Annotated in this window: 20 protein-coding genes and 1 pseudogene; 5 read left to right on the forward strand and 16 right to left on the reverse strand. The window is 72.8% G+C overall.

Features of this window, described 5'->3' with window-relative positions:
• Positions 1-11 precede the first annotated feature (11 nt).
• Complete coding sequence (ybaK, locus tag IF651_RS15360) at positions 12-527, forward strand: Cys-tRNA(Pro) deacylase (protein ID WP_338403999.1); 516 nt, start codon at positions 12-14, stop codon at positions 525-527.
• Positions 528-570: 43 nt separating this feature from the next.
• Here ybaK and IF651_RS15365 read toward each other — a convergent pair whose 3' ends face one another.
• Positions 571-972, reverse strand: a complete 402-nt coding sequence (locus tag IF651_RS15365) for a YccF domain-containing protein (RefSeq protein WP_191830009.1) — start codon at positions 970-972, stop codon at positions 571-573.
• A gap of 95 nt (positions 973-1,067) precedes the next feature.
• On the opposite strand from IF651_RS15365, the gene IF651_RS15370 reads away from it, so the two are divergent.
• From IF651_RS15370 to IF651_RS15380, 3 genes and pseudogenes are all read left to right on the forward strand, one after another.
• Entirely contained in the window at positions 1,068-1,805 is a 738-nt protein-coding gene (locus tag IF651_RS15370) for a YggS family pyridoxal phosphate-dependent enzyme (protein WP_191830010.1), read from the forward strand.
• Between the two features lie 72 nt (positions 1,806-1,877).
• Positions 1,878-3,749: pseudogene (locus tag IF651_RS15375) on the forward strand (glycoside hydrolase family 15 protein); the annotation flags it as partial.
• A complete protein-coding gene (locus IF651_RS15380) occupies positions 3,746-4,807 on the forward strand; it encodes a glucose 1-dehydrogenase (protein WP_191830012.1) in 1,062 nt (353 codons plus the stop codon). The pseudogene IF651_RS15375 and the gene IF651_RS15380, both read left to right, overlap by 4 nt.
• Before the next feature lie 51 nt (positions 4,808-4,858).
• Here IF651_RS15380 and IF651_RS15385 read toward each other — a convergent pair whose 3' ends face one another.
• Positions 4,859-5,908 (reverse strand): lipoate-protein ligase LplAB, encoded by a 1,050-nt coding sequence (locus IF651_RS15385; protein ID WP_191830013.1) that lies wholly within the window; start codon positions 5,906-5,908, stop codon positions 4,859-4,861.
• 48 nt (positions 5,909-5,956) lie between these two features.
• Complete coding sequence (cimA, locus tag IF651_RS15390) at positions 5,957-7,606, reverse strand: citramalate synthase (RefSeq protein WP_191830014.1); 1,650 nt, start codon at positions 7,604-7,606, stop codon at positions 5,957-5,959.
• A 353-nt stretch (positions 7,607-7,959) separates the two neighbouring features.
• Here cimA and IF651_RS15395 point away from each other — a divergent pair, with 353 nt between their 5' ends.
• Complete coding sequence (locus tag IF651_RS15395; RefSeq protein ID WP_191830015.1) at positions 7,960-8,553, forward strand: hypothetical protein; 594 nt, start codon at positions 7,960-7,962, stop codon at positions 8,551-8,553.
• A gap of 66 nt (positions 8,554-8,619) precedes the next feature.
• Here the strand turns inward: IF651_RS15395 and IF651_RS15400 are convergent, their stop codons facing one another.
• From IF651_RS15400 to IF651_RS15460, 13 genes are all read right to left on the reverse strand, one after another.
• A complete protein-coding gene (locus IF651_RS15400) occupies positions 8,620-9,756 on the reverse strand; it encodes a branched-chain amino acid aminotransferase (RefSeq protein WP_191830016.1) in 1,137 nt (378 codons plus the stop codon).
• 184 nt (positions 9,757-9,940) lie between these two features.
• A complete protein-coding gene (locus IF651_RS15405) occupies positions 9,941-10,984 on the reverse strand; it encodes a 3-isopropylmalate dehydrogenase (protein WP_191830017.1) in 1,044 nt (347 codons plus the stop codon).
• Positions 10,985-11,084: 100 nt separating this feature from the next.
• Complete coding sequence (locus tag IF651_RS15410) at positions 11,085-11,603, reverse strand: ASCH domain-containing protein (protein WP_191830018.1); 519 nt, start codon at positions 11,601-11,603, stop codon at positions 11,085-11,087.
• Positions 11,604-11,766: 163 nt separating this feature from the next.
• The gene (ilvC, locus tag IF651_RS15415; RefSeq protein ID WP_191830019.1) at positions 11,767-12,792 is read right to left on the reverse strand and encodes a ketol-acid reductoisomerase; all 1,026 of its coding nucleotides are present in this window, start codon (positions 12,790-12,792) and stop codon (positions 11,767-11,769) included.
• Between the two features lie 55 nt (positions 12,793-12,847).
• The gene (gene ilvN / locus IF651_RS15420) at positions 12,848-13,372 is read right to left on the reverse strand and encodes an acetolactate synthase small subunit (RefSeq protein WP_191830020.1); all 525 of its coding nucleotides are present in this window, start codon (positions 13,370-13,372) and stop codon (positions 12,848-12,850) included.
• Between the two features lie 13 nt (positions 13,373-13,385).
• Positions 13,386-15,284: an acetolactate synthase large subunit gene (locus tag IF651_RS15425; RefSeq protein ID WP_191830021.1), complete on the reverse strand. Its 1,899-nt coding sequence runs from the start codon at positions 15,282-15,284 to the stop codon at positions 13,386-13,388.
• A 465-nt stretch (positions 15,285-15,749) separates the two neighbouring features.
• Entirely contained in the window at positions 15,750-16,337 is a 588-nt protein-coding gene (locus tag IF651_RS15430) for a hypothetical protein (RefSeq protein WP_191830022.1), read from the reverse strand.
• A 192-nt stretch (positions 16,338-16,529) separates the two neighbouring features.
• Positions 16,530-17,522 carry an ATP-binding cassette domain-containing protein gene (locus tag IF651_RS15435; RefSeq protein WP_191830023.1) on the reverse strand — a complete coding sequence of 331 codons (993 nt, stop codon included), beginning with the start codon at positions 17,520-17,522 and terminating at the stop codon, positions 16,530-16,532.
• A 115-nt stretch (positions 17,523-17,637) separates the two neighbouring features.
• Positions 17,638-19,545 carry an alpha-glucosidase gene (locus IF651_RS15440; RefSeq protein WP_191830024.1) on the reverse strand — a complete coding sequence of 636 codons (1,908 nt, stop codon included), beginning with the start codon at positions 19,543-19,545 and terminating at the stop codon, positions 17,638-17,640.
• 66 nt (positions 19,546-19,611) lie between these two features.
• Positions 19,612-21,366 (reverse strand): AMP-binding protein, encoded by a 1,755-nt coding sequence (locus IF651_RS15445; protein ID WP_191830025.1) that lies wholly within the window; start codon positions 21,364-21,366, stop codon positions 19,612-19,614.
• A complete protein-coding gene (locus IF651_RS15450; protein ID WP_191830026.1) occupies positions 21,363-22,610 on the reverse strand; it encodes a cytochrome P450 in 1,248 nt (415 codons plus the stop codon). Before IF651_RS15450 ends, IF651_RS15445 begins: the two co-directional genes overlap by 4 nt.
• Positions 22,607-23,359: a glycosyltransferase gene (locus IF651_RS15455; RefSeq protein WP_191830027.1), complete on the reverse strand. Its 753-nt coding sequence runs from the start codon at positions 23,357-23,359 to the stop codon at positions 22,607-22,609. Before IF651_RS15455 ends, IF651_RS15450 begins: the two co-directional genes overlap by 4 nt.
• A complete protein-coding gene (locus IF651_RS15460; RefSeq protein ID WP_191830028.1) occupies positions 23,356-24,420 on the reverse strand; it encodes a ketoacyl-ACP synthase III in 1,065 nt (354 codons plus the stop codon). Before IF651_RS15460 ends, IF651_RS15455 begins: the two co-directional genes overlap by 4 nt.
• Positions 24,421-24,567: the final 147 nt, after the last annotated feature.

Below are 24,567 nucleotides of genomic sequence, written 5' to 3' on the forward strand. Positions count from 1 at the left end.
AGAATCGGAGAGTGGCCAAGAAGTCGCGGTCGTCCGGCAGAACCGGTGCCCACGCCGGCACGCCCGCCGTCGCCCTGCTCGAGCGCGAGCGCGTCGCCCACACCCTGCACCCGTACGAGCACGACCCGTCGAGCGACCTGAGCTACGGCCTGGAGGCCGCGGCAGCGATCGGTGCGGCGCCGGAGCAGGTGCTCAAGACGCTGCTGGCGGTCGTCGACGGGGACGACCTCGTCGTCGGGATCGTGCCCGTCGACCGTCAGCTCGACCTCAAGGCGCTCGCGCGGGCAGTCGGCGGCAAACGGGCGACCATGGCCGAGCCGGCGGCGGCCGAGCGCGCGACGGGCTACGTCGTCGGCGGCATCTCCCCGCTCGGGCAGCGGCACGCCCACCGCACCGTGCTCGACGAGAGCGCGCTGACGTTCGCGGTCGTGTACGTCTCGGGCGGGCGGCGGGGCCTCGACGTCTGCCTGTCTCCGGCGGACCTGCTCCGTCTGACGGCGGCGAGCCCGGCCCCGATCGCGAGGTAGGGCTCCGGCGACCTCCACCGCCCGGCACGGGCTGACCGGGGTGCTACCTCGGCGGGTACGCCGTGTACGGGGCGGCGGTGGGGACGATGTCCTTGCCGAGCGGCAGGAGCGAGATCGGGATCATCTTGAGGTTCGCGATGCCCAGCGGGATGCCGATGATCGAGACGAACAACGGGATCGAGGTGAGCACGTGCCCGATCGCGAGCCAGATCCCGGCCACGACCACCCAGATGACGTTGCCGATCGTGGACCATGCGCCGGACGTCGGCTTGTCCACGACCATGCGCCCGAACGGCCACAGCGCGTACCCGGCGATCCGGAACGAGGCGATGCCGAAGGGGATGGTCACGATGAGGATGCAGCAGATGATTCCCGCCGCGACGTACCCGAGCGCGAGCCAGAAGCCGGCGAGCACGAGCCAGACGATGTTGAGCAGGGTCTTCACCCCACCATGATCCCCCGAACCGGCCCCGTGCGGGATCCGGGAACTCCCTGACCCGCCCCCGGACGGGCACGGGCGCGCGACCTAGACTGGCCGGCATGCCCAGCTCCTCCCCGGACCTCCTCACGCTCGTCACCGAGAACGTCCGGGCGGTCCGGGCACGGATCGACGGTGCCGCGCGCGGCGCCGGGCGCGACCCGTCTGACGTGCGCCTGCTGGTCGCGACCAAGACGCAGCCGCCCGAGGCCGTCCGCGCCGTCGTCGCGGCCGGCGTCGAGCTCGTCGGGGAGAACCGCGTGCAGGAGCTCGTCGCGAAGGCGCCCGCGATCGCGGACCTCGTCGCCGCGGGGGACGTCGCGGTGCACATGATCGGGAACCTGCAGCGCAACAAGGTCAACCAGGTCCTCGCGACGGCGTCCGCCGTCCAGAGCGTCGACTCCCTCGCGATCGCCGAGGCGCTCTCCTCGCGCTGCGTGCGCGACACGCTCACGATCGACGTGATGGTGCAGGTCAACGTCTCCGGTGAGGCGTCCAAGTCCGGCGTCGAGCCCGACGACGCGCCCGGCCTCGCGCGCGAGGTCGCCGCCCTGCCGGGGGTGAGGCTCACCGGGTTCATGACGATCGGGGCGCGCTCGCGCGACGACGACGAGGTCCGTGCCGGGTTCGCGCGCCTGCGCGAGGTGCGGGACGTCGTCGTGCGCGCCGGGGACCCACGGACCCGGGACGCCCGGGAGCTGTCGATGGGCATGAGCGGTGATCTCGAGCTCGCCGTCGCCGAGGGTGCGACGATCGTCCGGGTGGGAACAGCGGTCCTGGGCTCGCGCCCTGCCCCCTGACCGGTCACGAGGTGCGGCCCCCGGTGGCGGGCGACATACTCGGGGCGTCGAGCACCCCCGAGGTCGTGGAGGACCGCGCGCATGGCAGGACGCATCGAGGACTACGGCATGATCGGCGACCTGGAGACTGCGGCACTCGTCGGGCGGGACGGTTCCGTCGACTGGCTCTGCCTGCCCCGCTTCGACTCCCCCGCGTGCTTCGCCGCCCTGCTCGGAGGTCCCGAGCACGGACGGTGGAGGCTTGCGCCGGCGGCGGGCGGACCCTGCACGTCACGGCGCTACGTCGGCGACACCCTCGTCCTCGAGTCGACCTGGTCGACCCCCGAGGGCGACCTCACGATCACCGACCTCATGCCCCCGCGCGACCGCGCACCCGACCTCGTCCGGATCGTCGAGGCGCGCGGCGGGCGGGTCCCCGTCGAGATGGACCTGCGGGTCCGGTTCGACTACGGGGCGATCGTCCCGGCCGTCTCCACCGGCCCGAAGGTCACCGCGGTGGCGGGACCCGACGCGGTGACGCTGTACACGCCGGTCCCCACGACGCACGAGGACGGCTCGATCCGAGCACGCTTCGACGCCGTCCCCGGGGCCCCGGTCCCTTTCGTGCTCCAGTACCACCGGTCCCACGTGCACCCACCGGTACCCGGGGACGCCGCACCGTCGCTGGACCGGACGGTCGACTTCTGGAGGGGCTGGAGCGCACGCTCGACCTACAGCGGCCCGTGGCAGGACGCGGTCACCCGCTCGCTCGTGACCTTGAAAGGGCTCACCTACCAGCCCACGGGCGGCCTCGTGGCCGCTGCGACCACGTCGCTCCCGGAGCAGATCGGCGGTCCTCGCAACTGGGACTACCGGTACACGTGGCTGCGCGACGCGACCTTCACCCTCCAGGCCATGGTCGCGACCGGGTACCTGCGCGAGGCGCGCGAGTGGCGCGAGTGGCTGATCCGCGCGGTCGCGGGCGACCCGGCCGACCTGCAGATCATGTACTCGATCGACGGGTGGCGTCGCCTCCCCGAGCAGACCCTCGACTGGTTGCCGGGATACGAGGGTTCCGCACCCGTGCGGATCGGCAACGGCGCCCACGACCAGCACCAGCTCGACGTGTGGGGCGAGGTGCTCGACTCGCTGCACCTCGGGCGGACCGCGGGCATCGCCGCGACCGACGACGGCTGGCAGCTCCAGAAGAACCTGCTCGACTACCTCGAGGGTCACTGGTCCGAGCCCGACAACGGGCTGTGGGAGATCCGCGGGGAACCGCGCGCGTTCGTGCACTCGCGCGTCCTGGCGTGGGCAGGTGTCGACCGTGCGGTGCGCGCCGTGACCGACTGCGGGCTGGACGGACCGCTGGACCGCTGGCGTGCCCTGCGCGAGACGATCCGGGACGACGTGCTCACCCACGGCTTCGACGCGCGGCGGGGCACGTTCACCCAGTTCTACGGGTCGCGCGGCGTGGACGCCGCTCTGCTGCTCATCCCCCGCGTCGGGTTCCTGCCCTGGGACGACCCGCGCGTCGTGGGGACGGTGGACACCGTGCAGCGCGAGCTCAGCGTGGACGGGCTGCTCCTGCGCTACCGGACGGACGCCGACGGCCGGGTCGACGGCTTGCCCGGCGACGAGGGTGCCTTCCTGATCTGCACGTTCTGGCTCGTCGAGGCCCTCGCGGGCGTCGGGCGTCGGGACGAGGCGACGCGCCTGTTCGAGCGTCTGCTGTCCCTGCGCAACGACCTCGGCCTGCTCGCCGAGGAGTACGACCACCGCACCGGCCGCCAGCTCGGCAACGTCCCGCAGGCGTTCAGTCACGTGGGGCTCGTCAACTCCGCCCTCACGCTGCAGTCCTCGAGCCCGCCGGGCACCGGCGGGACGACGACGCGTGAGGACGGAGACGCGCTGCGCGACCCGGCCGGCGGCGACCCGAGGCTCGACGAGGAGGACCGACGATGAGAGCACTCACCCTGGTGCCCGGTGACGCCCGCCCCCTGGACGTCCGCGACGTGCCCGATCCGGAGCCCGGCCCCGGCGACCTGCTGGTCGAAGGGCTCGCCGTCGGGATCTGCGGCACGGACCGCGAGATCGCCGCAGGTGAGCACGGCAGCGCACCGGACGGCGACGAGCGGCTGATCCTGGGTCACGAGTCCCTCGGACGGGTGCGCTCCGCGCCGGACGGCAGCGACTTCGCGACGGGCGACCTCGTGGTGGGCGTCGTCCGGCGGCCCGACCCCGTGCCGTGCGGCGCGTGCGCGCGCGGACACTTCGACATGTGCCGCAACGGCCTGTACACCGAACGCGGCATCGCCGGCCGCCACGGGTACGCGAGCGAGCTGTGGACGGTCGAGGCCGACTACGCCGTGCACGTGCCGGACGGCGTCGGGCGGCTCGGCGTCCTCATGGAGCCCACGAGCGTCGTCGTCAAGGCGTGGGAGCAGATCTTCGCCGTCGGTGCCCGGTCGTGGTTCGACCCGGAGCGCGTGCTGGTGACGGGCGCAGGACCGATCGGGCTGCTCGCGGCCCTCGTCGGCGTGCAGCGGGGCCTCGACGTGCACGTCCTCGACCGTGTCGAGGACGGGCCCAAGCCCGACCTCGTGAGGCGCCTGGGTGCGACCTACCACTCCGGGCCGGCGAAGGACGTGATGGTCGATCTCGACCCGGAGATCATCGTCGAGGCGACCGGCTCGCGCGACGTCGTCCTCGACGCGATGTCACGGACCTCGCACTACGGCATCACGTGCCTCACGGGCGTCTCGGGGGCGGGACGCCGTCTGCGGGTCGACACGGGTGCTCTCAACCGCGACATCGTGCTCGAGAACGACGTGGTCGTCGGGTCGGTCAACGCGAACGTCGACCACTACACGGGCGCCGCGCGCGTGCTCGCCGCTGCCGACCCCGAGTGGCTCGCCGGTCTCGTGACGCGGCACGTCCACCTCGACGACGCGCACGACGCCCTCGTGTCCCGGCCAGGCGACATCAAGGTCGTGCTGGACCTCGCCCCCGGGTCGACGTAGGACCAGCACCGGCGCCTGCCGACCCGGCGAGGAGCGCGCCGCGGCGTGCGGTCAGGGCACGCGGGCGGTCCACCCGGGCGTGGAGAACTTCGTGCGCGCGAGGTCCTCCGCCCGCTCCCGCTCGAACGGGGTGACCGCTCCGTCGACGGTGCGGTAGCGCGCCCGGAAGTGCGCGACGAACGCGTCGATCACGTCCGCACGGGCCATGCCGGTCTGCGAACGCACCGGGTCGACGCGCTTGTTCGCGCTCGTCGTGCCCTTGTCCGAGAGCTTCTCGCGCCCGATCCGCAGGACCTCGGTCATCTTGTCCGCGTCGATGTCGTAGGCCATGGTCACGTGGTGCAGCACGGCTCCCCCGCGCAGCCGCTTCTGCGCGGCCCCGGCGATCTTCCCGGCGGGCGACGCGATGTCGTTGAGCGGCTTGTACGTCGCCTCGACACCGACGTCCGCCAGGGCGCCGAGCACCCAGTCGTCGAGGAACGCGTAGGAGCGCTCGAAGCTGAGCCCCTCGACGAGCGAGCCCGGGACGTACAGCGAGTACGTGATCGTGTTGCCCGGCTCGACGAACATCGCGCCACCGCCCGAGATGCGGCGCACGACCGTCACCCCGTGCCGCTCGGCGCCCTCCGCGTCGACCTCGTTGCGCAGCGACTGGAACGAGCCGATGATCACCGCGGGCGACGCCCACTCCCAGATCCGCAGCGTGGGACCTCGGCGGCCGGCGGCGAGCTCCTCGACCAGCACCTGGTCCAGCGCGAGGTGCATCGCGGGCGACTCGGGGCCCTCGTGGATCACCTCGAACTCGTGGTCGCCCCACCCCGTCGCGTGGCCCAGCGCGCGCCGGACCGCGACGGCGACCGCGTCGGGCGAGAAGCCGACCATCGACACGTCGTCGCCGAGGGCGCCCTGGACCGCGTTCGCGAGCTGGGCGACCGTCGCGCTCTCCGGCATCCCGGTCAACGCCCCGTCGATGTCCTCGAGCGCCTCGTCGGGTTCGAGGAAGAAGTCACCGCTCACGGAGACGTGGACGAGCCGCCCCGCCTCCACCTCGACGTCGACCGCCACGAGCTTGCCACCGGGGACCTTGTACTCTCCGCGCACCGCACCAGCCTATGCCCGACGGCGGGACCGAGCGTCCAGCCGGGCGGGTCAGCGCGGGTCGACCCCCGCGTGGACGAGCCCGAAGATCGCCGAGTCGGTCAGCGCCTCCCAGGCAGCCTCGATGAGGTTCGGCCCGACGCCGACGGTGGACCACGAGGTGACCCCGTCGGTGGTCTCGATGAGCACCCGCGTGATCGCACCGGTGCCCTGTTCGGTGTCGAGGATGCGGACCTTGAAGTCGATCAGCTCGAACGCCTCGATCTCGGGGTAGACCCGTGTGAGCGCGAGACGCAGCGCGTGGTCCAGCGCGTTGACCGGGCCGTTCCCCTCACCCGTCGTCACGATGCGCTCGCCGCCCGCGCGCAGCTTGACGGTCGCCTCCGCCTCGGCCTCCGTCCCCCGCCCCCCCGCGCGCGCCACGATGGTCCGCCAGCTCTCGACGCGGAAGTAGCCGGGCCGCTCGCCCGTGATCTCCTCGCGCAGCAGGAGCTCGAACGACGCGTCCGCCGCCTCGTACGTGTAGCCGTTCGCCTCGTCGTCCTTGACCCGGCTCGTCACGCGCGTGAGCAGCTCGCTCTGTCCCGACAGGTCGAACCCGAGCTCACGCCCCTTGAGCTCGATGGACGCGCGGCCCGCCATGTCGGAGACGAGCATGCGGATGTCGTTGCCGACCGCCGTCGGGTCGATGTGCTGGTACAGGTCGGGATCGACCTTGATCGCGCTCGCGTGGAGTCCGGCCTTGTGCGCGAACGCGCTCGACCCGACGTACGGCTGGCGCGCGTAGGGAGAGATGTTCGCGATCTCGCTGACGGCGTGGGCGATGCGCGTCGTCTCCTCCAGCCCTGCACCGGCGAGGGTGCGCAGCCCGTGCTTGAGCTCGAGGTTGGCGACCACGGTGAGCAGGTCCACGTTCCCGGTGCGCTCCCCGTAGCCGTTGACGGTGCCCTGGACGTGTGCGGCACCGGCGTCGACCGCGGCGAGCGTGTTCGCGACGGCGCAGCCCGAGTCGTTGTGCGCGTGCATCCCGAGCAGCGGATCACCGGGGCGGGCGTCGCGACCGTGCGGAACGGCGAGGTCGTCGCGCAGCTCCGCGACGATCTGCTCGACCCAGCCGGGGAGCATCCCGCCGTTCGTGTCGCAGAGCGCGACGACCTCCGCACCGGCCTCGAACGCCGCGCGGACCGCTGCGCGCGAGAACTCCGGGTCGTACCGGTAGCCGTCGAAGAAGTGCTCCGCGTCCACGACGACACGCCTGCCCTCGCCCGCGAGGAACGTCACGGTGTCCGTGATCATCGCGAGTCCCTCCTCGGGCGTGGTGCGCAGCGCCCGCTCGACGTGTCGGACGTCGGACTTGGCGACGAGCGTCACGACCGGCGCCTCGGAGTCGAGCAGTGCCCGGACCTGCGGGTCGTCCCAGGCGCGCACGCCGGCCTTGCGGGTCGCTCCGAACGCGGCGAGGACCGCGTGGCGCAGGTCGAGCTCCTTGGCCGCGCGACGGAAGAACTCCGTGTCCTTCGGGACCGCACCCGGCCAGCCGCCTTCGATGTACCCGACACCCAGCTCGTCGAGGAGCGGTGCGATCGCGAGCTTGTCGGCCACGGAGAGGTTGATGCCCTCCTGCTGCGCGCCGTCGCGCAGGGTGGTGTCGTACACGTGGAAGACCGGCGGGCTCGTCACCGGGTTCGTCGCGGAGGTCATGTCCCTCATCCTGCCGTTCGCTGTCTCAGAGGTCGGTCGTGCGATCATCCCTCACCCCAGGATGCCGGGTCGGTTGCCCTCGTGAGGCGCAGGACCCGGCGTCCGTGCCGCCCGGCCGGGGTGGTGCCAGGCAACAAAAAAACCCCCCGAAGGTGCGGGAGGTTGGCGCGTCCGGTGAGATGGTCCGGACGCGCTACTCGATAATGAGCTGGGAGGCGAGGTGTGTCACAGACCACATGGTGCCACACGTTCCGACAGGATGGGCGCGTGCGTCCACCCTGTGGGCACGCGCCCGGGCGACCGGGTGGGCGCGTGAGACCGGTTCGACGAGCAGCAACGACCGAGGAGTGACGATGAGCAACCCCACCCCCGGGGGCTACGACCCGCAGAACCCCGGCGCGCGGCAGTACGGACGTCCGCCCGCGTCGGGGGTTCCGCAGGGTCAGCCACCCGCGGTCCCGCCGACGAACGACCCCCGGGCGGACTTCCCCGAGCAGCGTCCTCCCGTCAACCCGGCCGACCCACGCCTCGCTGTGGAGGTCGGCAGGTTCTGGGCCGGTGCCGCCGCGACGGCGTTGGTGGCCGCACTCGTGGGCCTCATCGGCGTGATCGTGTTCGAGGGGATCTTCTCGGTGTCCCTCGTCCCGCCGCCGGACATCTTCGGCACCGGGTCCCACCAGACCGCCTTCGCGATCGACGGCGCCATCCTCGCCCTCCTCGCGGCCGGGCTCCTCCATCTGCTGATCCTCAGCACGCCACGCCCCCGCTCGTTCTTCGGCTGGATCATGGCACTGGTGGTCGTCGTGATCGCGGTGCTCCCGTTCGCGTGGACGGACGACCTGCTCTCGGCGTCGCTGTCCGGACTCGTGAACCTGCTCATCGGGATCGCCACGTGGTCGCTCCTCGCCGGAGTCGCGGGCCGCACCATCGTGCGCGCCCCCGCCTGAGCCGGGCGGCGACGCGGGACGCGCACCCTGGGTGGCGCGCCCGCGTCGGCGTCGGTCAGGTCCGGGTCACGCGAGGCGGCGCATCCAGCCGTGCCGGTCGGCCGCGCGCCCGGTCTGGATGTCGGTGAGCTCCGAGCGCAGGGCCGTCGTGAGCTCGCCCGCGGTGCCGTCCGCGATCGTTTGGTCGAAGTCCGAGCCCGCGAGGCGGCCGATCGGAGTGATGACGGCGGCCGTCCCGCACGCGAAAACCTCGGTCACGGATCCGTCCCGGATGCCCTCGAGCAGGTCCGCGAACGGAATCTGTGCCTCGAACGTCTCGTAGCCCCGGTCGGCCGCGAGCTGGAGGATCGACGACCGCGTGACGCCCTCCAGGATCGAGCCCGAGAGCTCCGGCGTCTGGAGGGTTCCGTCGGCACGCACGACGAACACGTTCATGCCGCCGAGCTCCTCCAGGTACGTGCGCGTCCCGGAGTCGAGGAAGCAGACCTGCTCGCAGCCGTTCTGCTGCGCCACGACCTGAGGCAGCAGGCTCGAGGCGTAGTTGCCCCCGCACTTGGCCGCGCCCGTCCCACCCGCACCGGCGCGGCTGTACTCGCGGTCGACCCAGATGGACACGGGCTTCACGCCGCCCGAGAAGTACGCGCCCACCGGCGAGGCGATCACCAGGTACTCGGCCTCGAGCGAGGGACGCACCCCGAGGAACCGCTCGGACGCGTACATGAACGGGCGCAGGTACAGGCTCGACTCGGCGGACGTCGGGACCCACGCGGCATCGGTACGCACGAGCGCGGTGATCGACGCGATGAAGTCGTCGATGCTGAGCGCCGGCAGTGCGAGCCGGTGCGCGGACCGCGCGAAGCGCGCCGCGTTGGCCTCGGGCCGGAACGTCCAGATGGAACCGTCCGCGTGCCGATAGGCCTTGAGGCCCTCGAAGATCTCCTGCGCGTAGTGCAGGACGGCGGTCGCGGGGTCGAGCTGGAGCGGGCCGTACGGCTCGACGCGGCGGTCGTGCCATCCGGTGTCCGCAGTCCAGGTGACACGAGCCATGTGGTCGGTGAACACCGTGCCGAACGTCGGCGAGGAGGCGACGAGCGCGTCGCGCGCGTCGTCGGCGAGGACGTTGCCGGACGGACGCACGTCGAACAGCGTGACGAGGTCCTCGAGCGAGGACGAGAGGATCTGCGGTGCGAGCGGAGTACTCATGGAGGGAAGCCTTTCACCTGGCGACCTCTGTAGTTTTCCACGCCGTCCGGTTCAGTTCGACCCCATACCTCGCCAGGTCGTCCGGCGTGCCTACAGCGGTCTGGGTCGACGGATCGAACGAGACCGGCACGGACGGCCGACGTGGTGCTCGCAGGGCGCCGGACCCGTAGGTCCGGCCGCCCCGTCAGCGGGCGACGCGCTCTGCGAGCTCGCGCCCCACCTCGGCCGTCGACCGTACTCGGCTCCCCCGCTCTGCGAGGTCCGCCGCGACCGCTGCCTCGACACGTGCGGACTCCTCGGGCAGTCCCAGGTGGTCCAGCAGCATGGCGACGGACAGCACCGTCGCGGTCGGGTCGGCCTTGCCCTGGCCCGCGATGTCGGGTGCGGAGCCGTGCACCGGCTCGAACATCGACGGGGCGGTGCGGTCCGGGTTGATGTTCGCCGAGGCGGCCAGTCCGATCCCACCGGTGATCGCGGCGGCCTGGTCCGTCAGGATGTCGCCGAACAGGTTGTCGGTGACGATGACGTCGAACCGCGACGGGTTCGTGGTGAGGAAGATCGTCGCGGCGTCGACGTGCAGGTAGTCGGTCGTGACGTCCGGGAAGTCGGCGTTGACGGCCTCGACCGTGCGGCGCCACAGGTGGCCGGCGTGCACCAGCACGTTGTGCTTGTGCACGAGCGTCAGGTGCTTGCGGGGACGCGCCTGCGCACGTGCGAAGGCGTCGCGCACGACCCGCTCCACGCCGAACGCCGTGTTGACGGACACCTCGGTGGCGATCTCGTGCGGGGTACCGACGCGCAGCGCACCGCCGTTGCCGACGTACGGCCCCTCGGTGCCCTCGCGCACGACGACGAAGTCGACGTCACCCGGGTCCGCCAGCGGCGAGGTGACACCCGGGTAGAGCTTGCCCGGACGGAGGTTCACGTAGTGGTCGAGCGCGAAGCGCAGCTTGAGCAGGAGCCCGCGCTCGAGGATCCCGGACGGGACGCTCGGGTCGCCGATCGCACCGAGCAGGATCGCGTCGTGCCCGCGGATCGCGTCGAGGTCCGCGTCCGTGAGGGTCTCGCCCGTCGCGTGCCAGCGCCGCGCGCCCAGGTCGAACGGGGTGGTCGAGACCTTCGTGTCCGACCCTGCCACCGCGGCCTCGAGCACGGCCAGGCCCTGCTCGACGACCTCGGTCCCGATGCCGTCCCCGGCCACGACTGCCAGATCGATAGTGAGCGTCATGCGGGGAGCGTACGTCGGGACTCGAGGGTCGGGACGCCAGGTCTCACGTCTCGGACGCCGATACCGCGAGCCCAGGGCGCCCCCGGGTCTCGTGCGCTGCTCAGCGCGGGTACAGGCGCTCGAAGCGCTCGCACACGACCGGCATGTCGTCCGGGACCTCCTTGCCCAGCACGCGCGAGAAGTAGCGGCGGTGCCCCTCTCGCCACGCCTCGACCGACCCGTCGTCCTCACCCTCCGCGAGCGCGAAGTCGCCGTCGACCTCCGCGAACGGCACGACGTCCACGGACGTCGTCCGCACGAGCGCACGAGGTCGGCCACCGCCGTCGAGCAGGATCGAGAGCTCACCCTTCTCCGGGAACGGGGTCGCGTCGTCGTACTCCCAGGCCGACGAGGACGTCGCCGTCTTGGCCCCGCTGAGGACGGCTGCGACGAGGACGTCGGCGAGGTCGGGGTTGTCACCGAACGACCACGCCTGCGGAGGGATGCTCCCGGCGACCCCGATCCCGAGCACCACGCTCAGACGCGAGACCTTCGCGCTGGAGCGGGCTGCCTCCCAGAACTCCAGGATCTCGCGCGCCTGGTCGTCCCGACCTCCGTCGTCCACCGTCGCGTCGCTCATGGTCACCATCCTTGCGCAGGACCGGACGATCTGCCCGGTCTTCGCCCGTTCGTCCCGCTCGTGTCGTCCCCGGACCAGGATCGACCTCGCAGGACGACGAAGGGTGGGCGCCCCGTGTCGTGCGACACGAGGCACCCACCCTCGACGGCAAGCAGGAGGAAGGTCAGCGAGCGGCCGAGCCGTCGACGTAGTCCGCGTCCTGCTGCTTCCACGCGAAGAGCGAGCGCAGCTCCTTGCCGACCTTCTCGATCGGGTGCTGGGCGGCCTGGTCGCGCAGGCGGTGGAACTCCGGCGCGCCGGCGTCCTGGTCGTCGATGAAGCGCTGGGCGAAGGCACCCGACTGGATGTCGGCGAGGACGGCCTGCATGTTCTCCTTGACGCGGGCGTCGATGACGCGCGGGCCGGAGACGTAGTCGCCGTACTCGGCCGTGTCGGAGACCGACCAGCGCTGCTTGGCGATGCCGCCCTCCCACATGAGGTCGACGATGAGCTTGAGCTCGTGGAGCACCTCGAAGTAGGCGATCTCGGGCTGGTAGCCGGCCTCGGAGAGCGTCTCGAACCCGTACTGGACGAGCTGCGACACGCCGCCGCAGAGCACGGCCTGCTCGCCGAACAGGTCGGTCTCGGTCTCCTCGGTGAAGGTCGTCCTGATGACGCCGGCCCGGGTGCCACCGATGGCCTTCGCGTAGGACTTCGCCACGTCCCAGGCCTGGCCCGACGCGTCCTTCTCGACCGCGATGATGTCGGGGATGCCGCGACCCGCGACGAACTCGCGGCGCACCGTGTGGCCCGGGGCCTTGGGGGCGACGAGGATGACGTCGACGCCCTCGGGCGCCTCGATGTACCCGAAGCGGATGTTGAAGCCGTGCGCGAACGCGAGCGTCTTCCCGGTGGCGAGGTTCGGCTTGATCTCGTCGTTGTAGATCGAGCGCTGGTGCTGGTCCGGCGCGAGGATCATGACGAGGTCGGCCCAGGCCGCGGCCTCGGCGACCGTCTTCACCTCGAAGCCCTCGTCGGTCGCCTTCGCGATCGACTTCGAGCCCTCCTTGAGCGCGATGACGACCTCGACGCCCGAGTCGCGCAGGTTCTGCGCGTGCGCGTGGCCCTGGCTCCCGTAGCCGACGACCGCGACCTTCTTGCTCTGGATGATGGACAGGTCGGCGTCGTCGTCGTAGAACAGCTCAGCCACGGTGGATCTCCTCGGTTCTTCGGTGCGGTGCAGTTGCCTGCAGGGTAGGTGATGGTCAGGCGGACCGGACGACGCGTTCCAGCGCTCGGTCGGTGATGGAGCGCGAGCCCCGCCCGACGGCGACGGTCCCGGACTTCACGATCTCCCGGACGCCATAGGGCTCGAGCGCGCCGAGCAGCGCGTCCAGCTTCTCGTCCGTGCCGGTCGCCTCGATGGTCACGGCGTCCGGGACGACGTCGACGACCTTGGCACGGAACAGGTTGACGACCTCGAGCACGCCGGTGCGCGTCGCGCCGTCTGCCCGGACCTTGACGAGCAGGAGCTCGCGCTGCACGGACGCGGACTGGTCCAGCTCGACGATCTTGATCACGTTGACGAGCTTGTTGAGCTGCTTGGTCACGTGCTCGAGCGGGCGGTCCTCGACGTCGACGACGACGGTGATCCGGGAGATGTCGTCGTGCTCGGTCGGTCCGACCGCGAGCGAGTGGATGTTGAACGCGCGGCGCGCGAACAGACCGGCGACGCGCGTGAGCACGCCGGGCTTGTTCTCGACGAGCACGGAGAGGGTGTGGCGGGACATGGCGGCGCGCTCCTCAGTCTTCGCGGTCCCACGCGGGCGAGATGCCGCGCGCGTACTGGATGTCGTCGTTGCTCACGCCGGCCGCGACCATGGGCCAGACCATCGCGTCGCGCGAGACGTTGAAGTCGACGACGACCGGACGGTCGTCGATCTCCATGGCCCGCTTGATCGCTGCGTCGACCTCGCTCGCCGACTCGACGCGGATGCCCGCGCAGCCGTACGCGTCCGCGAGCTTGACGAAGTCGGGCACACGGGCGGTGCCGTGGCCGGTGTGCAGGTCGGTGTTGGAGTAGCGCTTGTCGTAGAACAGGGTCTGCCACTGGCGGACCATGCCGAGCGAGCTGTTGTTGATCAACGCGACCTTGATCGGGATCTCGTTGATCGTGCAGGTCGCGAGCTCCTGGTTGGTCATCTGGAAGCAGCCGTCGCCGTCGATCGCCCACACGGTGGCGTCCGGGCGCCCCACCTTGGCACCCATCGCCGCCGGGATCGAGAAGCCCATGGTGCCGAGCCCGCCCGAGTTGAGCCAGGTGCGCGGGTGCTCGTAGCGAATGAACTGCGCGGCCCACATCTGGTGCTGGCCCACGCCTGCGACGTACAGCGCCTCGGGGCCGGCGAGCTCGCCGAGCCGGGAGATGACGTGCTGCGGGGCGAGGTGGCCGTCGTCGGGCTCCGTGTACCCGAGGGGGTACGTCTCGCGCCAGTCGTCGATCTGGTGCCACCAGGCCGCGACGTCGGGCTTGCCCTTGGCCGCGTGCACCCGCTCGAGCTCGGGGACCAGGTCGGTGATGACCTCGTGCAGGTCGCCGACGATCGGCACGTCCACGTCGCGGTTCTTGCCGATCTCCGCGGGGTCGATGTCGGCGTGCACGATCGCGGCGTGCGGCGCGAAGCTCGAGAGCTTGCCCGTCACGCGGTCGTCGAACCGCGCGCCGAGCGCCACGATCAGGTCGGCCTTCTGCAGGGCCGCGACGGCGGGGACGGTCCCGTGCATGCCCGGCATGCCGAGGTTCTGCGGGTGCGTGTCGGGCACCGCGCCGCGTGCCATCAGTGTCGTCACGACCGGTGCGCCCGACAGGTCGACGAGACGGCGCAGCGCGTCCGACGCGTTCGCGCGGACGACGCCGCCCCCCACGTACAGCACCGGGCGGCGCGCGGAGGCCAGGAGGCGCGCGGCCTCCTTGATCTGCTTGCTGTGGGGCTTGGTCACGGGGTGGTAGCCCGGCAGGTGGAGCTCCTGCGGCCACGAGAACGTGGTGGGCGACTGCATCGCGGACTTGGCGATGTCGACGAGCACGGGACCCGGGCGCCCGGTCGAGGCGATGTGGAACGCCTCGGCGATCGTGCGCGGGATCTCGTCCGGGTCGGTGACGAGAAAGTTGTGCTTGGTGATCGGCAGTGTGATGCCGACGATGTCCGCCTCCTGGAAGGCGTCCGTCCCGATGGCGCCCGCGGCGACCTGCCCCGTGATCGCCACCATCGGGATCGAGTCCATGTTCGCGTCGGCGATGGGCGTCACGAGGTTCGTCGCACCGGGGCCGGACGTCGCCATCGTCACGCCGACCTTGCCGGTCGCGTGGGCGTAGCCCTGTGCCGCGTGGCCACCGCCCTGCTCGTGGCGCACGAGGATGTGCCGCAGCCGCGTGGAGTCCATGAGCGGGTCGTACGTCGGGAGGATCGCACCGCCGGGGATGCCGAAGACGACCTCGGCACCGGCCTCCTCGAGCGAGCGGACGATCGACTGGGCGCCCGTCATCTCCTCTCCGGGCGTCGCCGCCGTCGTGGGCCGGACCTGCGCGCGGCGCGCGTCGGGACGAGGCGCGACGGACGCGGGCGTCGGGGCGGGCTTCGGCGCTGCGACGGCCGCCTGAGCGGCTGGTCGCGGGGGTGCCGGGGTGGGTCCCTGGGCCATGGTGTCTCCTGCTGTCGTGGCCACGGCCCGGCGGGCGCCCCGTGGGGCGCTCCGCCGGTTCCGGAGCCGACCGTGGTCGTGCGGCGGTGCTGTTCGCGCGGACGGTTGCCGGTGGTCGCGGGTCGCGCGGTGCGGCAGCCGTGGCGGCCTCGGTTGGCCGTCGGCCGTGCTGATCATGCTGGTCGTGCTGGTCGTGCTGGTCGTGCTGTGCCCTCGTGGTGGCAACAAAAAACCCCTCGACCCCGGGTAGGGGCTGATCGAGGGGTGAGCGCGCTGACGAAGCCTGTGTGCGTGGCTTCAGCCGGCGCGCTCAGGAAGTACTACGAGAATGATCGTCTGCACGTCTGGGACTGTACGCGCATGTTTCAGGGATGTCACGTGGCGAGGTGCCCGTCTCAGGGGGTGGGACGGGCACGGCGCCGTCGCACGTCGGCGCGGTACCGCCGGCCGGCACGGCACCGCAGGTCAGGACACGTCGCGCCGCCGGAAGACCACGAGTGCGAGCAGCGACGCCACGACCGTGACGCCGAGCAGGAAGAGGCCCCCCTGCGTCTGCGTGACCGCCCGCTCGATGCTCTCGCACACCATGCCGCCCGTCTCGTCGGGCGTGCAGTCGTTGATCCAGAAGGCCGTCCCGCCCTCCGTCCAGGCCGTGACGTTCGTGCGCACGAGCCAGCGCTGGAGCTCCGGCACCGCCGCACCGACCACGTTCTCGAGGACGCCCACCCACACGACGAGGAACCCCAGCGCGGCCGCAGCGTGCTTGAGGAGCACACCGAGCGCGGCGCCGACGGCTGCGGTCCCGGCCGAGGCCACCAGCAGACGACCGCCCACCGACGCGAGCTCGGACCAGGTCTCGCCCGTGACGTTCCCGAGCCGGTCGTTGAGCGCGAACGCGCCGTAGGCCCCGCCCGCCATGATCGCGTAGGCGAGGGCCACGACGGGCAGGACGCCCAGCATCGCAGCCGCGACCTTGGACCAGTAGACGCGCTGACGTCGCGGCTCGAACGTCAGCCACAGCCCGATCGCCCCGGTGGAGATCTCCGCGGTCACGAACGACACCCCGGACGACGAGCGCGAAGAGCACGAGCAGCGACGCCAGCCCGGTGACGGAGGAGTCGCCCGGCAGGCTCTGGGAGTACGCGAGCGCGACGGTCAGGACCGCGAGGGCGATCGTGCCGACCGCGGCCCACCGGACCAGACGCCGTGCACGCAGCCGGCGCAGCTCGACGCGCAGCAGGCGCATCATGCGGTCACCTCCTCGACCGTGGTGTGCCGACCGTCCCGGACGCGCCGGTCGTGGCGAGACCCGGCCGCCTCGTCCTTGCCGACGAGCTCGAGGAACACCGACTCGAGACCGGCCTGGACGGGCACGAGCTCGTCGACCCACAGGTCGCGGCCCGCGAGCGCCCGCGTGATGGCCGCGGGGTCCTCGACGCCGTCGACCATCAGGGAGCGGCCGTCCGGCCGGACGACCCAGCCCGCCTCGCGCAGCACGGTCGCCGCCAGCGCGGTGTCCGCGACCCCCACGCGCACCGACGCTCCGCCGGCACCGATCAGCTCGGCGACCGAACCGCTCGCGATGAGGCGGCCGCGCGTGATGATGGAGACCGTGTCCGCGACCTGCTCCACCTCGGCGAGGATGTGGCTGCTGACGAGCACCGTCTTGCCACGGTCCGCGAGCGAGCGCATGGTGTCGCGGATCTCGCGGATGCCCGCGGGGTCGAGGCCGTTGGTCGGCTCGTCGAAGATGAGCAGGTCCGGGTCCTTGAGCAGGGTCGCGGCGATCGCGAGCCGCTGCTTCATGCCGAGCGAGTAGCCGCGGTAGCGGTCCCGCGCACGCTCGCAGAGCCCGACCTCCTCCAGGACCTCGCCGACGCGGCCTCCGGGAGCGCCGATCGCCGCCGCGAGCAGGTCGAGGTTGCGACGCGCGCTGAACGCGGGGAAGAACTTCGGGGACTCGACGATCGCGCCGACCCGCCCCACGACGTCGGGCAGGTGCCGCGGGACCTCGTGGCCGAAGATCCGCGCCGTGCCCGAGTCGGCCCGGACGAGGCCGAGGAGCATCCGGATCGTCGTGGTCTTGCCGGACCCGTTGGGCCCGAGGAACCCGTGGACGCCACCGACCGGCACGACGAGGTCGAGCCCCTCGACCCCGACCGCGCGTCCCCGCCTGCTCCGGTACGTCTTGCGCAGCGCCCGCGTCTCGACCGCGGGCACCTCCGCTGTGCTCTGCACCCCTGCACTCCCCCTCGATCAGGTCCGGGACCGCGGTCGCGCCCTCCCGGCATCGTCGCCGGCTGCGAGGAGCATAGGGGGCTGTGAGGGCCCAGTGAGGAAAAGTCACCACATCTCATACCTGGGTATGGCTCGCCTCGTCCCGGCGCCGCAGGACCACCGCCTCCCACGGCCGCAGCACCCGGTGCCCGACGCCGGAGCCCGGCCCCGCGTCGTCCGGCGCGATCCCGTCCGTGGGGCCGTGCGTCGCGACGAGGACGTCCGCGTCCTCCCACCCGGACACGACCTCCCCCGGGACGTCCTGCCGCGAGCCGGAGACGTTGACGAGGACGAGCAGCTCGTCACGCCGCCGGCCTCGCTCACCCTCCGTCTCGCCCCCGTCGGCAGCAGACGGCGCGTCGAGCGCACGCGTGAACGCGTAGATCGCGTCGTGGTCGGGCAGCAGCATGCGGAAGTCGCCGAGCGCGACGACGGGGATCTCGTGCCGCAGCGCGACGAGGCGGCGGTAGAGGTGCAGGACGGAGTCCTCGTCGGCCCACGCGGCCCCGGCGTTGATCTCGGTGTGGTTCGGGTTGACCTCGAGCCACGGCTGCCCGGTGGTGAACCCGGCCGCCGGCGTGGCGTCCCACTGGACCGGCGTGCGCGCGTGGTCGCGGCTCGCGTGCGCGAGGACGGCGAGCATCTCGTCGTCGGTGCGCAGCCGCGGGCCGCCCGTGCGGCCCGTGAGCTCGCGGTAGTAGCCCAGCGACTCGACGTCCTGGTACTGCTCGATCCGCGTGAAGTGCGCGTTCGTCATGCCGAGCTCCTCGCCCTGGTAGAGGTACGGCGTGCCGCGGTGCAGGTGCAGCAGGACCGCGAGCGCCTTCGCCGACGCGACGCGGTGCTCCGGCGAGTCGTCGCCGAACCGCGAGACGACGCGCGGCTGGTCGTGGTTGTCCCAGTACAGGGCGTTCCAGCCGCGCTCGGCGAGTCCGGCCTGCCACCGGCCGAGCGTCGCCTTGAGGTCCGCGAGGCGCCACGGGCGCGGGTCGTAGCGGGTCACGCCGTGGTCGACGCCCATGTGCTCGAACTGGAACACCATGTCGACCTCGCGCCGCGCCGGGTCGGTGTACCGCACGCCGTGCTCGACGGTCACGCCCGGGGTCTCCCCCACCGTGAGGACCTCGCGTCCCTGCGCGAGATAGGGCGCGACCACCTCGCGGTGCATCTCGGCGAGGTACTCGTGCACGCGCGGGCCGTCCGTGTAGTGCGGGCCCCCGTCGCCGTACGCGCCCCAGTGCACCTCGCCGTCGGGGAGCGAGCCGTCCGGCGCGACCGCCTTCGAGATGAGGTTGATGACGTCCATGCGGAACCCGTCGACGCCGCGGTCGAGCCAGCGCCGCATCATCGCGTAGACGGCCTCGCGGACCTCGGGGTTCTCCCAGTTCAGGTCCGGCTGCCGGGGGTCGAACAGGTGCAGGTAGTACTCCCGGGAGGCCGCGTCGAACGCCCACGCGCTGCCGCCGAAGAACGAGCGCCAGTTCGTCGGCTCCGCACCGGGCGTGCCCGGCTCCATGCCCGGGCGGGCGGGCCGCCACCAGTACCAGTCGCGCCGCGGGCTGTCCGGGCCGGTCGCCGACTCCCGGAACCACGGGTGCTCGTCGCTCGTGTGGTTCACGACGAGGTCCATGACCAGCTTTATGCCACGCTCGTGCAGCCCGGCGACCAGCGCGTCGAGGTCGGCGAGCGAGCCGAACAGCGGGTCGACGTCCTCGTAGTCGCTGATGTCGTACCCGTTGTCCGCCTGCGGAGACCGGTACACCGGGGACAGCCACACGACGTCGACGCCGAGGCGCCCAAGGTGGTCGAGGCGTCGCGTGATCCCCGGCAGGTCACCGATCCCGTCGCCGTCGGTGTCCTGGAACGAGCGCGGGTACACCTGGTAGACGACGGCGCGCGTCCACCACGGCGCACCGCCCGGACTCGTGGCACCCGGCGACCCGCCCCGGGGTCCGTCGTCGGGCACGGTCTGCTGTCCGGTCATCGCAGGCATCCTCTCGCCTCACCGCTGCGCCCCTCCACCCTGCCCGATCCTTCGCCCGGCTGCTCCTCAGCCCGACGCAGTGCGCCACGTCATCCCGCCAGCCGCATCGATCCGCTGCGCGGCGGCGCGCGCGAGGGCCGCGCGGTCCGGCTTGCGCGAGCGCCCGGCGAGCGGGATGCGGTCGGCGTGCAGGACGACGTCCGGCAGCGCGTCGTGGTCGAGGACGGCAGGCAGGCGCGCGCGCACGTGGTCGACGAGCGGGTGGTGCGGGTCCAGGTGGACGCCGGCCCCGGCGTCGGGCGCCGAGGTGGTGGACGCGCCGCGCGCGGGGCTCGCGGAGGTCACGATGAGCGCGACACGCTCGTCGCCGTCGACCTGCGGCAGTCCGACGAGGACGGCCTCGCCGACGCCGTCGAGCGCCGCGACCCGCGGCTCGAACAGCCCCGGGTAGATGTTCGTCGTCCCGCGGATGATCATGTCGCGGGTGCGTCCGACGAGGACGACGCGACCGTCGGCGTCGATCCTCGCGAGGTCGCCGGTGCGGTGCGCCGCGGCCCGCGGTCCGGCGCCGCGGGCGGGCGTGTCGAGGTCGTGCAGGTATCCCGCCATGAGCGACGGACCGGACAGCACGAGCTCGCCGACCTGCGGCCCGCCCTGTCCCGGGTCGTCGACGGGGTCGAGCCGTGCCACCGTGCCGGGCAGGGGTCGTCCGACGAGGTCGCCGTCGCCGTCGCCGTCGTGCGCGAGCTTGTCCTGTGCTTCGACGACCGCGACCGGGAGGATCTCCGTCATCCCGTAGACGGCGACCCAGCGCGTCCCGGGCAGGACGTGCGTCGCGCGCTCCAGCAGGGCTCGGGTCACGGGCGCCCCACCGACGAGCGCGGTCCGTGGGCCGCTGGCCGCCACGTGGCCCGCCTCGATCGCGTCGAGCAGCGTGGTGACGTCGGCGGGCACGAGGTAGGTGCCGGCCGCACCGTCGAGCTGGCGCGCGAACGTCTGGACGTCGCGGGACGGCGGGTCCGCGGGCACCGACCACGTCGCCCCGGCGAGCAGCGCGGGGACGCCGAGCAGCATCTGGTCGGTATGCACGACGTCGCCCGGCGCGAGCGCGAAGACGTCGCGCAGCAGGTCGGTCCCGGCGAGGAGCGAACCGGCGGTGTGCACGACCGCCTTGGGCTGCGCCGTCGTGCCGGACGTGAAGACGGTGAGGGCCTCACGGTCCGGGTCGAGCGACGGCAGCGTCGACGAGGTGGGGGCCGTGGCCGCGAGCGAGCGCGCCGAGCGCGAGCCGCGCGGGACGCCGGGCAGCCACGGTCCGGCGTGCACGTGCCGCACCGGCAGGCCCGCGTAGTCGGGCAGGAGCAGCCCGCGCGAGCGGGCGAGGCGGCGCAGCGGGCCGCGCGAGACGGCGTAGAGCAACGACTCGGTCGTCGCGAGCGACGGCCCCGCGGCACGCACGCGCGCGGCGAACAGCTCCGGCGTCGAGCCCGGGTCGACGAACACGACCGTCCCGCCCGCGCGCACGACACCGAACGCGAGCACCACGCCCTCTGGTCGCGGACGGACCGAGAACAGGGTCCGGTCGCCGGGGGCGAGGCCGCCGGCAGCGAGCGCTGACGCCGTCGCGGTCACGCGCCGCGCAAGATCGGCATACGTGACCTCCTCGCGCACGCGCGTCCCCCGCCGCCCGCTGCGGCCCGGCCGGGTCCAGTGGCGGAGCGCGACCTCGCCGGCCGACGCGTGCCCCGGCTCGCCGTGCGCGAGGATCGGGGCGAGCAGGTGCCGGTCCGCGGGGCTGGCCTGGACCTCGGGTGCGGTCACGTGGCCACCGCTGCGCGACGGCCGTGCCCGACGGCGACGCCCTCGCCCGCCTGCACGACGAGCGACCGGTAGGCGGGGATGAGGACGCCGCGGGCCACCGCGCGGTCGAGGACGCGCAGGGACTGTCCGGCGGCGACGACGGGCCGCAGCGCGTCGAGCACGGCGTCGACCTGGGCCAGGGCGAGCGGCATCCCGAGGCAGAAGTGCGGTCCGGCGCCGAACCACAGGTTTCGCACGGCGGGATCGACGGGCGCGTCGGGGTCGAACGGCCCGGCGTCCTTGCAGCACGAGACCGTCGCGATGACGACCCGGTCCCCGGCGTGCACCCGCACGTCGCCCACGGCCGCGTCGGTGCGCACCGCGCGCAGCATCGCGGGCGTCGGTGCGGTGACGCGCAGCGCCTCCTCGACGACGCGCGCACGCAGGGCTGCGCCGTCGCGACCCGACTCGCCGCCGGCGCCCGGGCCTGCGAGGAGGAGCCGGTCGAGCCACCCGGTGTCGGCGGTGAGCGCGACGAGGCGCGGCACGAACGACTGGATCGTCTCGGTGCCGGTGAGCACGAACGCCCCGACCGCGCCCATCGCCTCCTCCTCGGTGAGCCCGAGCTCGCGCATGCGGCCGGGGACGGTCGCAGGGTCGCCGTCGCGGTAGGCGTCACGCGCCGGTGCGGAGAGCCGCGAGAGCACGTCGCGCGCTTTGCCCACCTGTGTGGTCGTGAGGCTGCGCCGGTGCAGGCGCACCATCCCGACGACGGACTGCGCCGCGGTCATCGCGTCGCGCACGGCGGCGTCGGTCGGCGGGAGCCCGGTCATCGCGCAGATCACGGTGCCTGCCATGGTCGCGGTCTCGGCGACGAGATCGATGCTCTCCCCGGCGAGCAGCCGCGGCGCGAGCCCGGAGAGCACGTCGGGCACGCTCGCCGCGACGAGCTCGCCGACCGCACGCGGCGTGAACAGCCCGGAGAGCGCGCGGCGCAGCCGGGCGTGGTCCGCGCCCTCCATGTTGAGCAGCACCGACGGGCCGAGCACGGGCGTCCACAGGTCCGACGGCGAGCCGGGACCCACCTTGGTGAACCGCTCGGTGTCGAGCAGGACGGCGCGGGCGGTCGCCGCGTCGGACACGACGACGCCGATGCCCGGCACGCGCACGACCGGCCCGCGGTGGCGCAGCGCCCGGATCGCCGGGTAGACGACGGGGTGCGCGCCGCGCTGCACGCGTTCCTCCCAGCGGTCGGCGAGGCTCATCGGATGTCCACGACCTCGGGGCGGTAGCGGTGGTCCGCGTACCAGCCGAGCGTGCGCACCAGTCCCCACGCGTGCGCGCGGCGCGTCGAGGCCCGGACGACGACCTCGCGGTGCGCGCCGTAGCGCGTCGTGATCCGGCGGACGGCGTTGACGAGCGCGCGGTCCTCGTGGAGGTCCTCGATCGCGGTGCGCGGGAAGCCGCCCGCCGCCTCGTAGAGCTCGGCCGTGATCGCCATGTTGCACCCGGGCGCCATGACGTAGGGGCCGAGGTAGGACGGGTCCTGGTTGCCCGGCCGGAACCGCCCGAACGTGCTCGCGACGCTCACCGCCGCCGACAGCACAGCCTGCTGGAGGCGCGAGACGGGACGGTCGTCCGTGCGGGCGACGAGGCGACCGGCCACGAGGTCGTGCCCGCCGTCGAACGCGGCGCGCACGCGCCCGGTCCAGTCCGGTAGCGGCAGGCAGTCGGCGTCGGTGCGGGCCAGGTGCGTCGCTCCCCCGGCGATCGCCGCGCGCATCCCTGTGTCCGCGGCAGCGCCGGTGCCCTTCTGCGGCTCGTCGACGACGCGCCAGCGCGTGAGCCCGTTGCGGCTCACGAACAGCCGCACGACGTCGCCGGTCCCGTCCGACGACCCGTTGTCCACGACGACGACGTCGACGTCGCCATCCTCCTGGTCACGCAGCGCCTCGAGCGTCGCGACGATGCCGTGCGCCTCGTCGCGCGCGGGCACGACGACGGCGAGTCTCACAGTCGCACCACGGTCGCGCCGATGCTGATGCCGCCCGCGAGGCCCACGAGCACGACGACGTCCCCCGGCCCGACTCGTCCCGTCTCCAGCGCGGTCGCGAGCTGGAGCGGCAGGGTCGCCGAGGCGACGTTGCCGTGGTCCGCGACGGTGACGAGCGTCCGGCCGGTCGGCAGGCCCAGCGCGGTATGGACGTCGTCGAGGTAGGACACGGCGACCTGGTGGACCGCGACGAGCGCGACGTCGTCCCACGTGAGGCCCGCCCGGCAGAGCGCGTCGAGCACCACGCCCGGACCGAGGGCGAGGAAGGCCTCGCGCAGTCGCGACCCGTCGATCTCGAAGTACGTGCGCTCGAGATCCCGCGGGTGCGCGGTCCCGCCACCCGGCAGCATGCCCACGTCCCAGTGGTTCGACTCCGCGCCGAACGCGCTCGCGAGGATCCCGCGCGGGGACGGTGCGCCGTGGGCGTCGCGCGCCTCGACGTCGGCCGGTACCGCGCGGCGGACGAGAACCGCGGCGCCGGCGTCGGACATCGTGTAGCCCGGGGCGGACAGCAGGTAGGTCGCGCGGTCGGGAACGTCCCAGCGCACCGCGCGCGAGGGCGCCTCGCCGCACGCGACCAGCACCGTCGCGTACCGCCCGCCCGCGATCAGCGCCTCGGCGACCTCGATCGCGTTGAGCACCGAGTTGCACGCGTTCTTCACGTCCATGACGGGGGCCCGGACCCCGAGCTTCGCGGCGACGATGTGGCTCGTCGCGGGCTCGACCATGTCCTGGCTCGCCGCGGCGAAGATCAGCAAATCGACGTCCGTGGCCGCAAGCCCCTGCGCCGCGAAGAGCTTCTCTGCGGCCGCGACCGCGAGGTCGGAGGCGTCCCAGTCGTCGGGCAGGACGTGGACCCGGTGCACCCCGGTCAACCGCGAGACCATCGGCACGCGCGGGGCCGCTCCCGGGCAGCGGGTGGCGAGCGCCTGCTCGGCCTCGCGCACGTCGACCGTCCGCTCGGGCAGGTGGACGCCGACGGCGGCGAGCACCGCGGCGGGGGCGGTCCGGTCCTGGGTCACGGCGCCACAGTAGCTGCGGCATGAGACGTGGCTCACTGTCGTCCACGGAAGGCGCAGGGGCGCAGGGGCCGGCCGGGCAAGCTAGCCCCCGATCGATAGTCACCAGATCGCGGTGACCTGCAGGGTGCGATCTGCCGTCGCCGGTGG

The sequence above is a fragment of the Cellulosimicrobium arenosum genome (assembly GCF_014837295.1).
GTDB lineage: Bacteria > Actinomycetota > Actinomycetes > Actinomycetales > Cellulomonadaceae > Cellulosimicrobium > Cellulosimicrobium arenosum.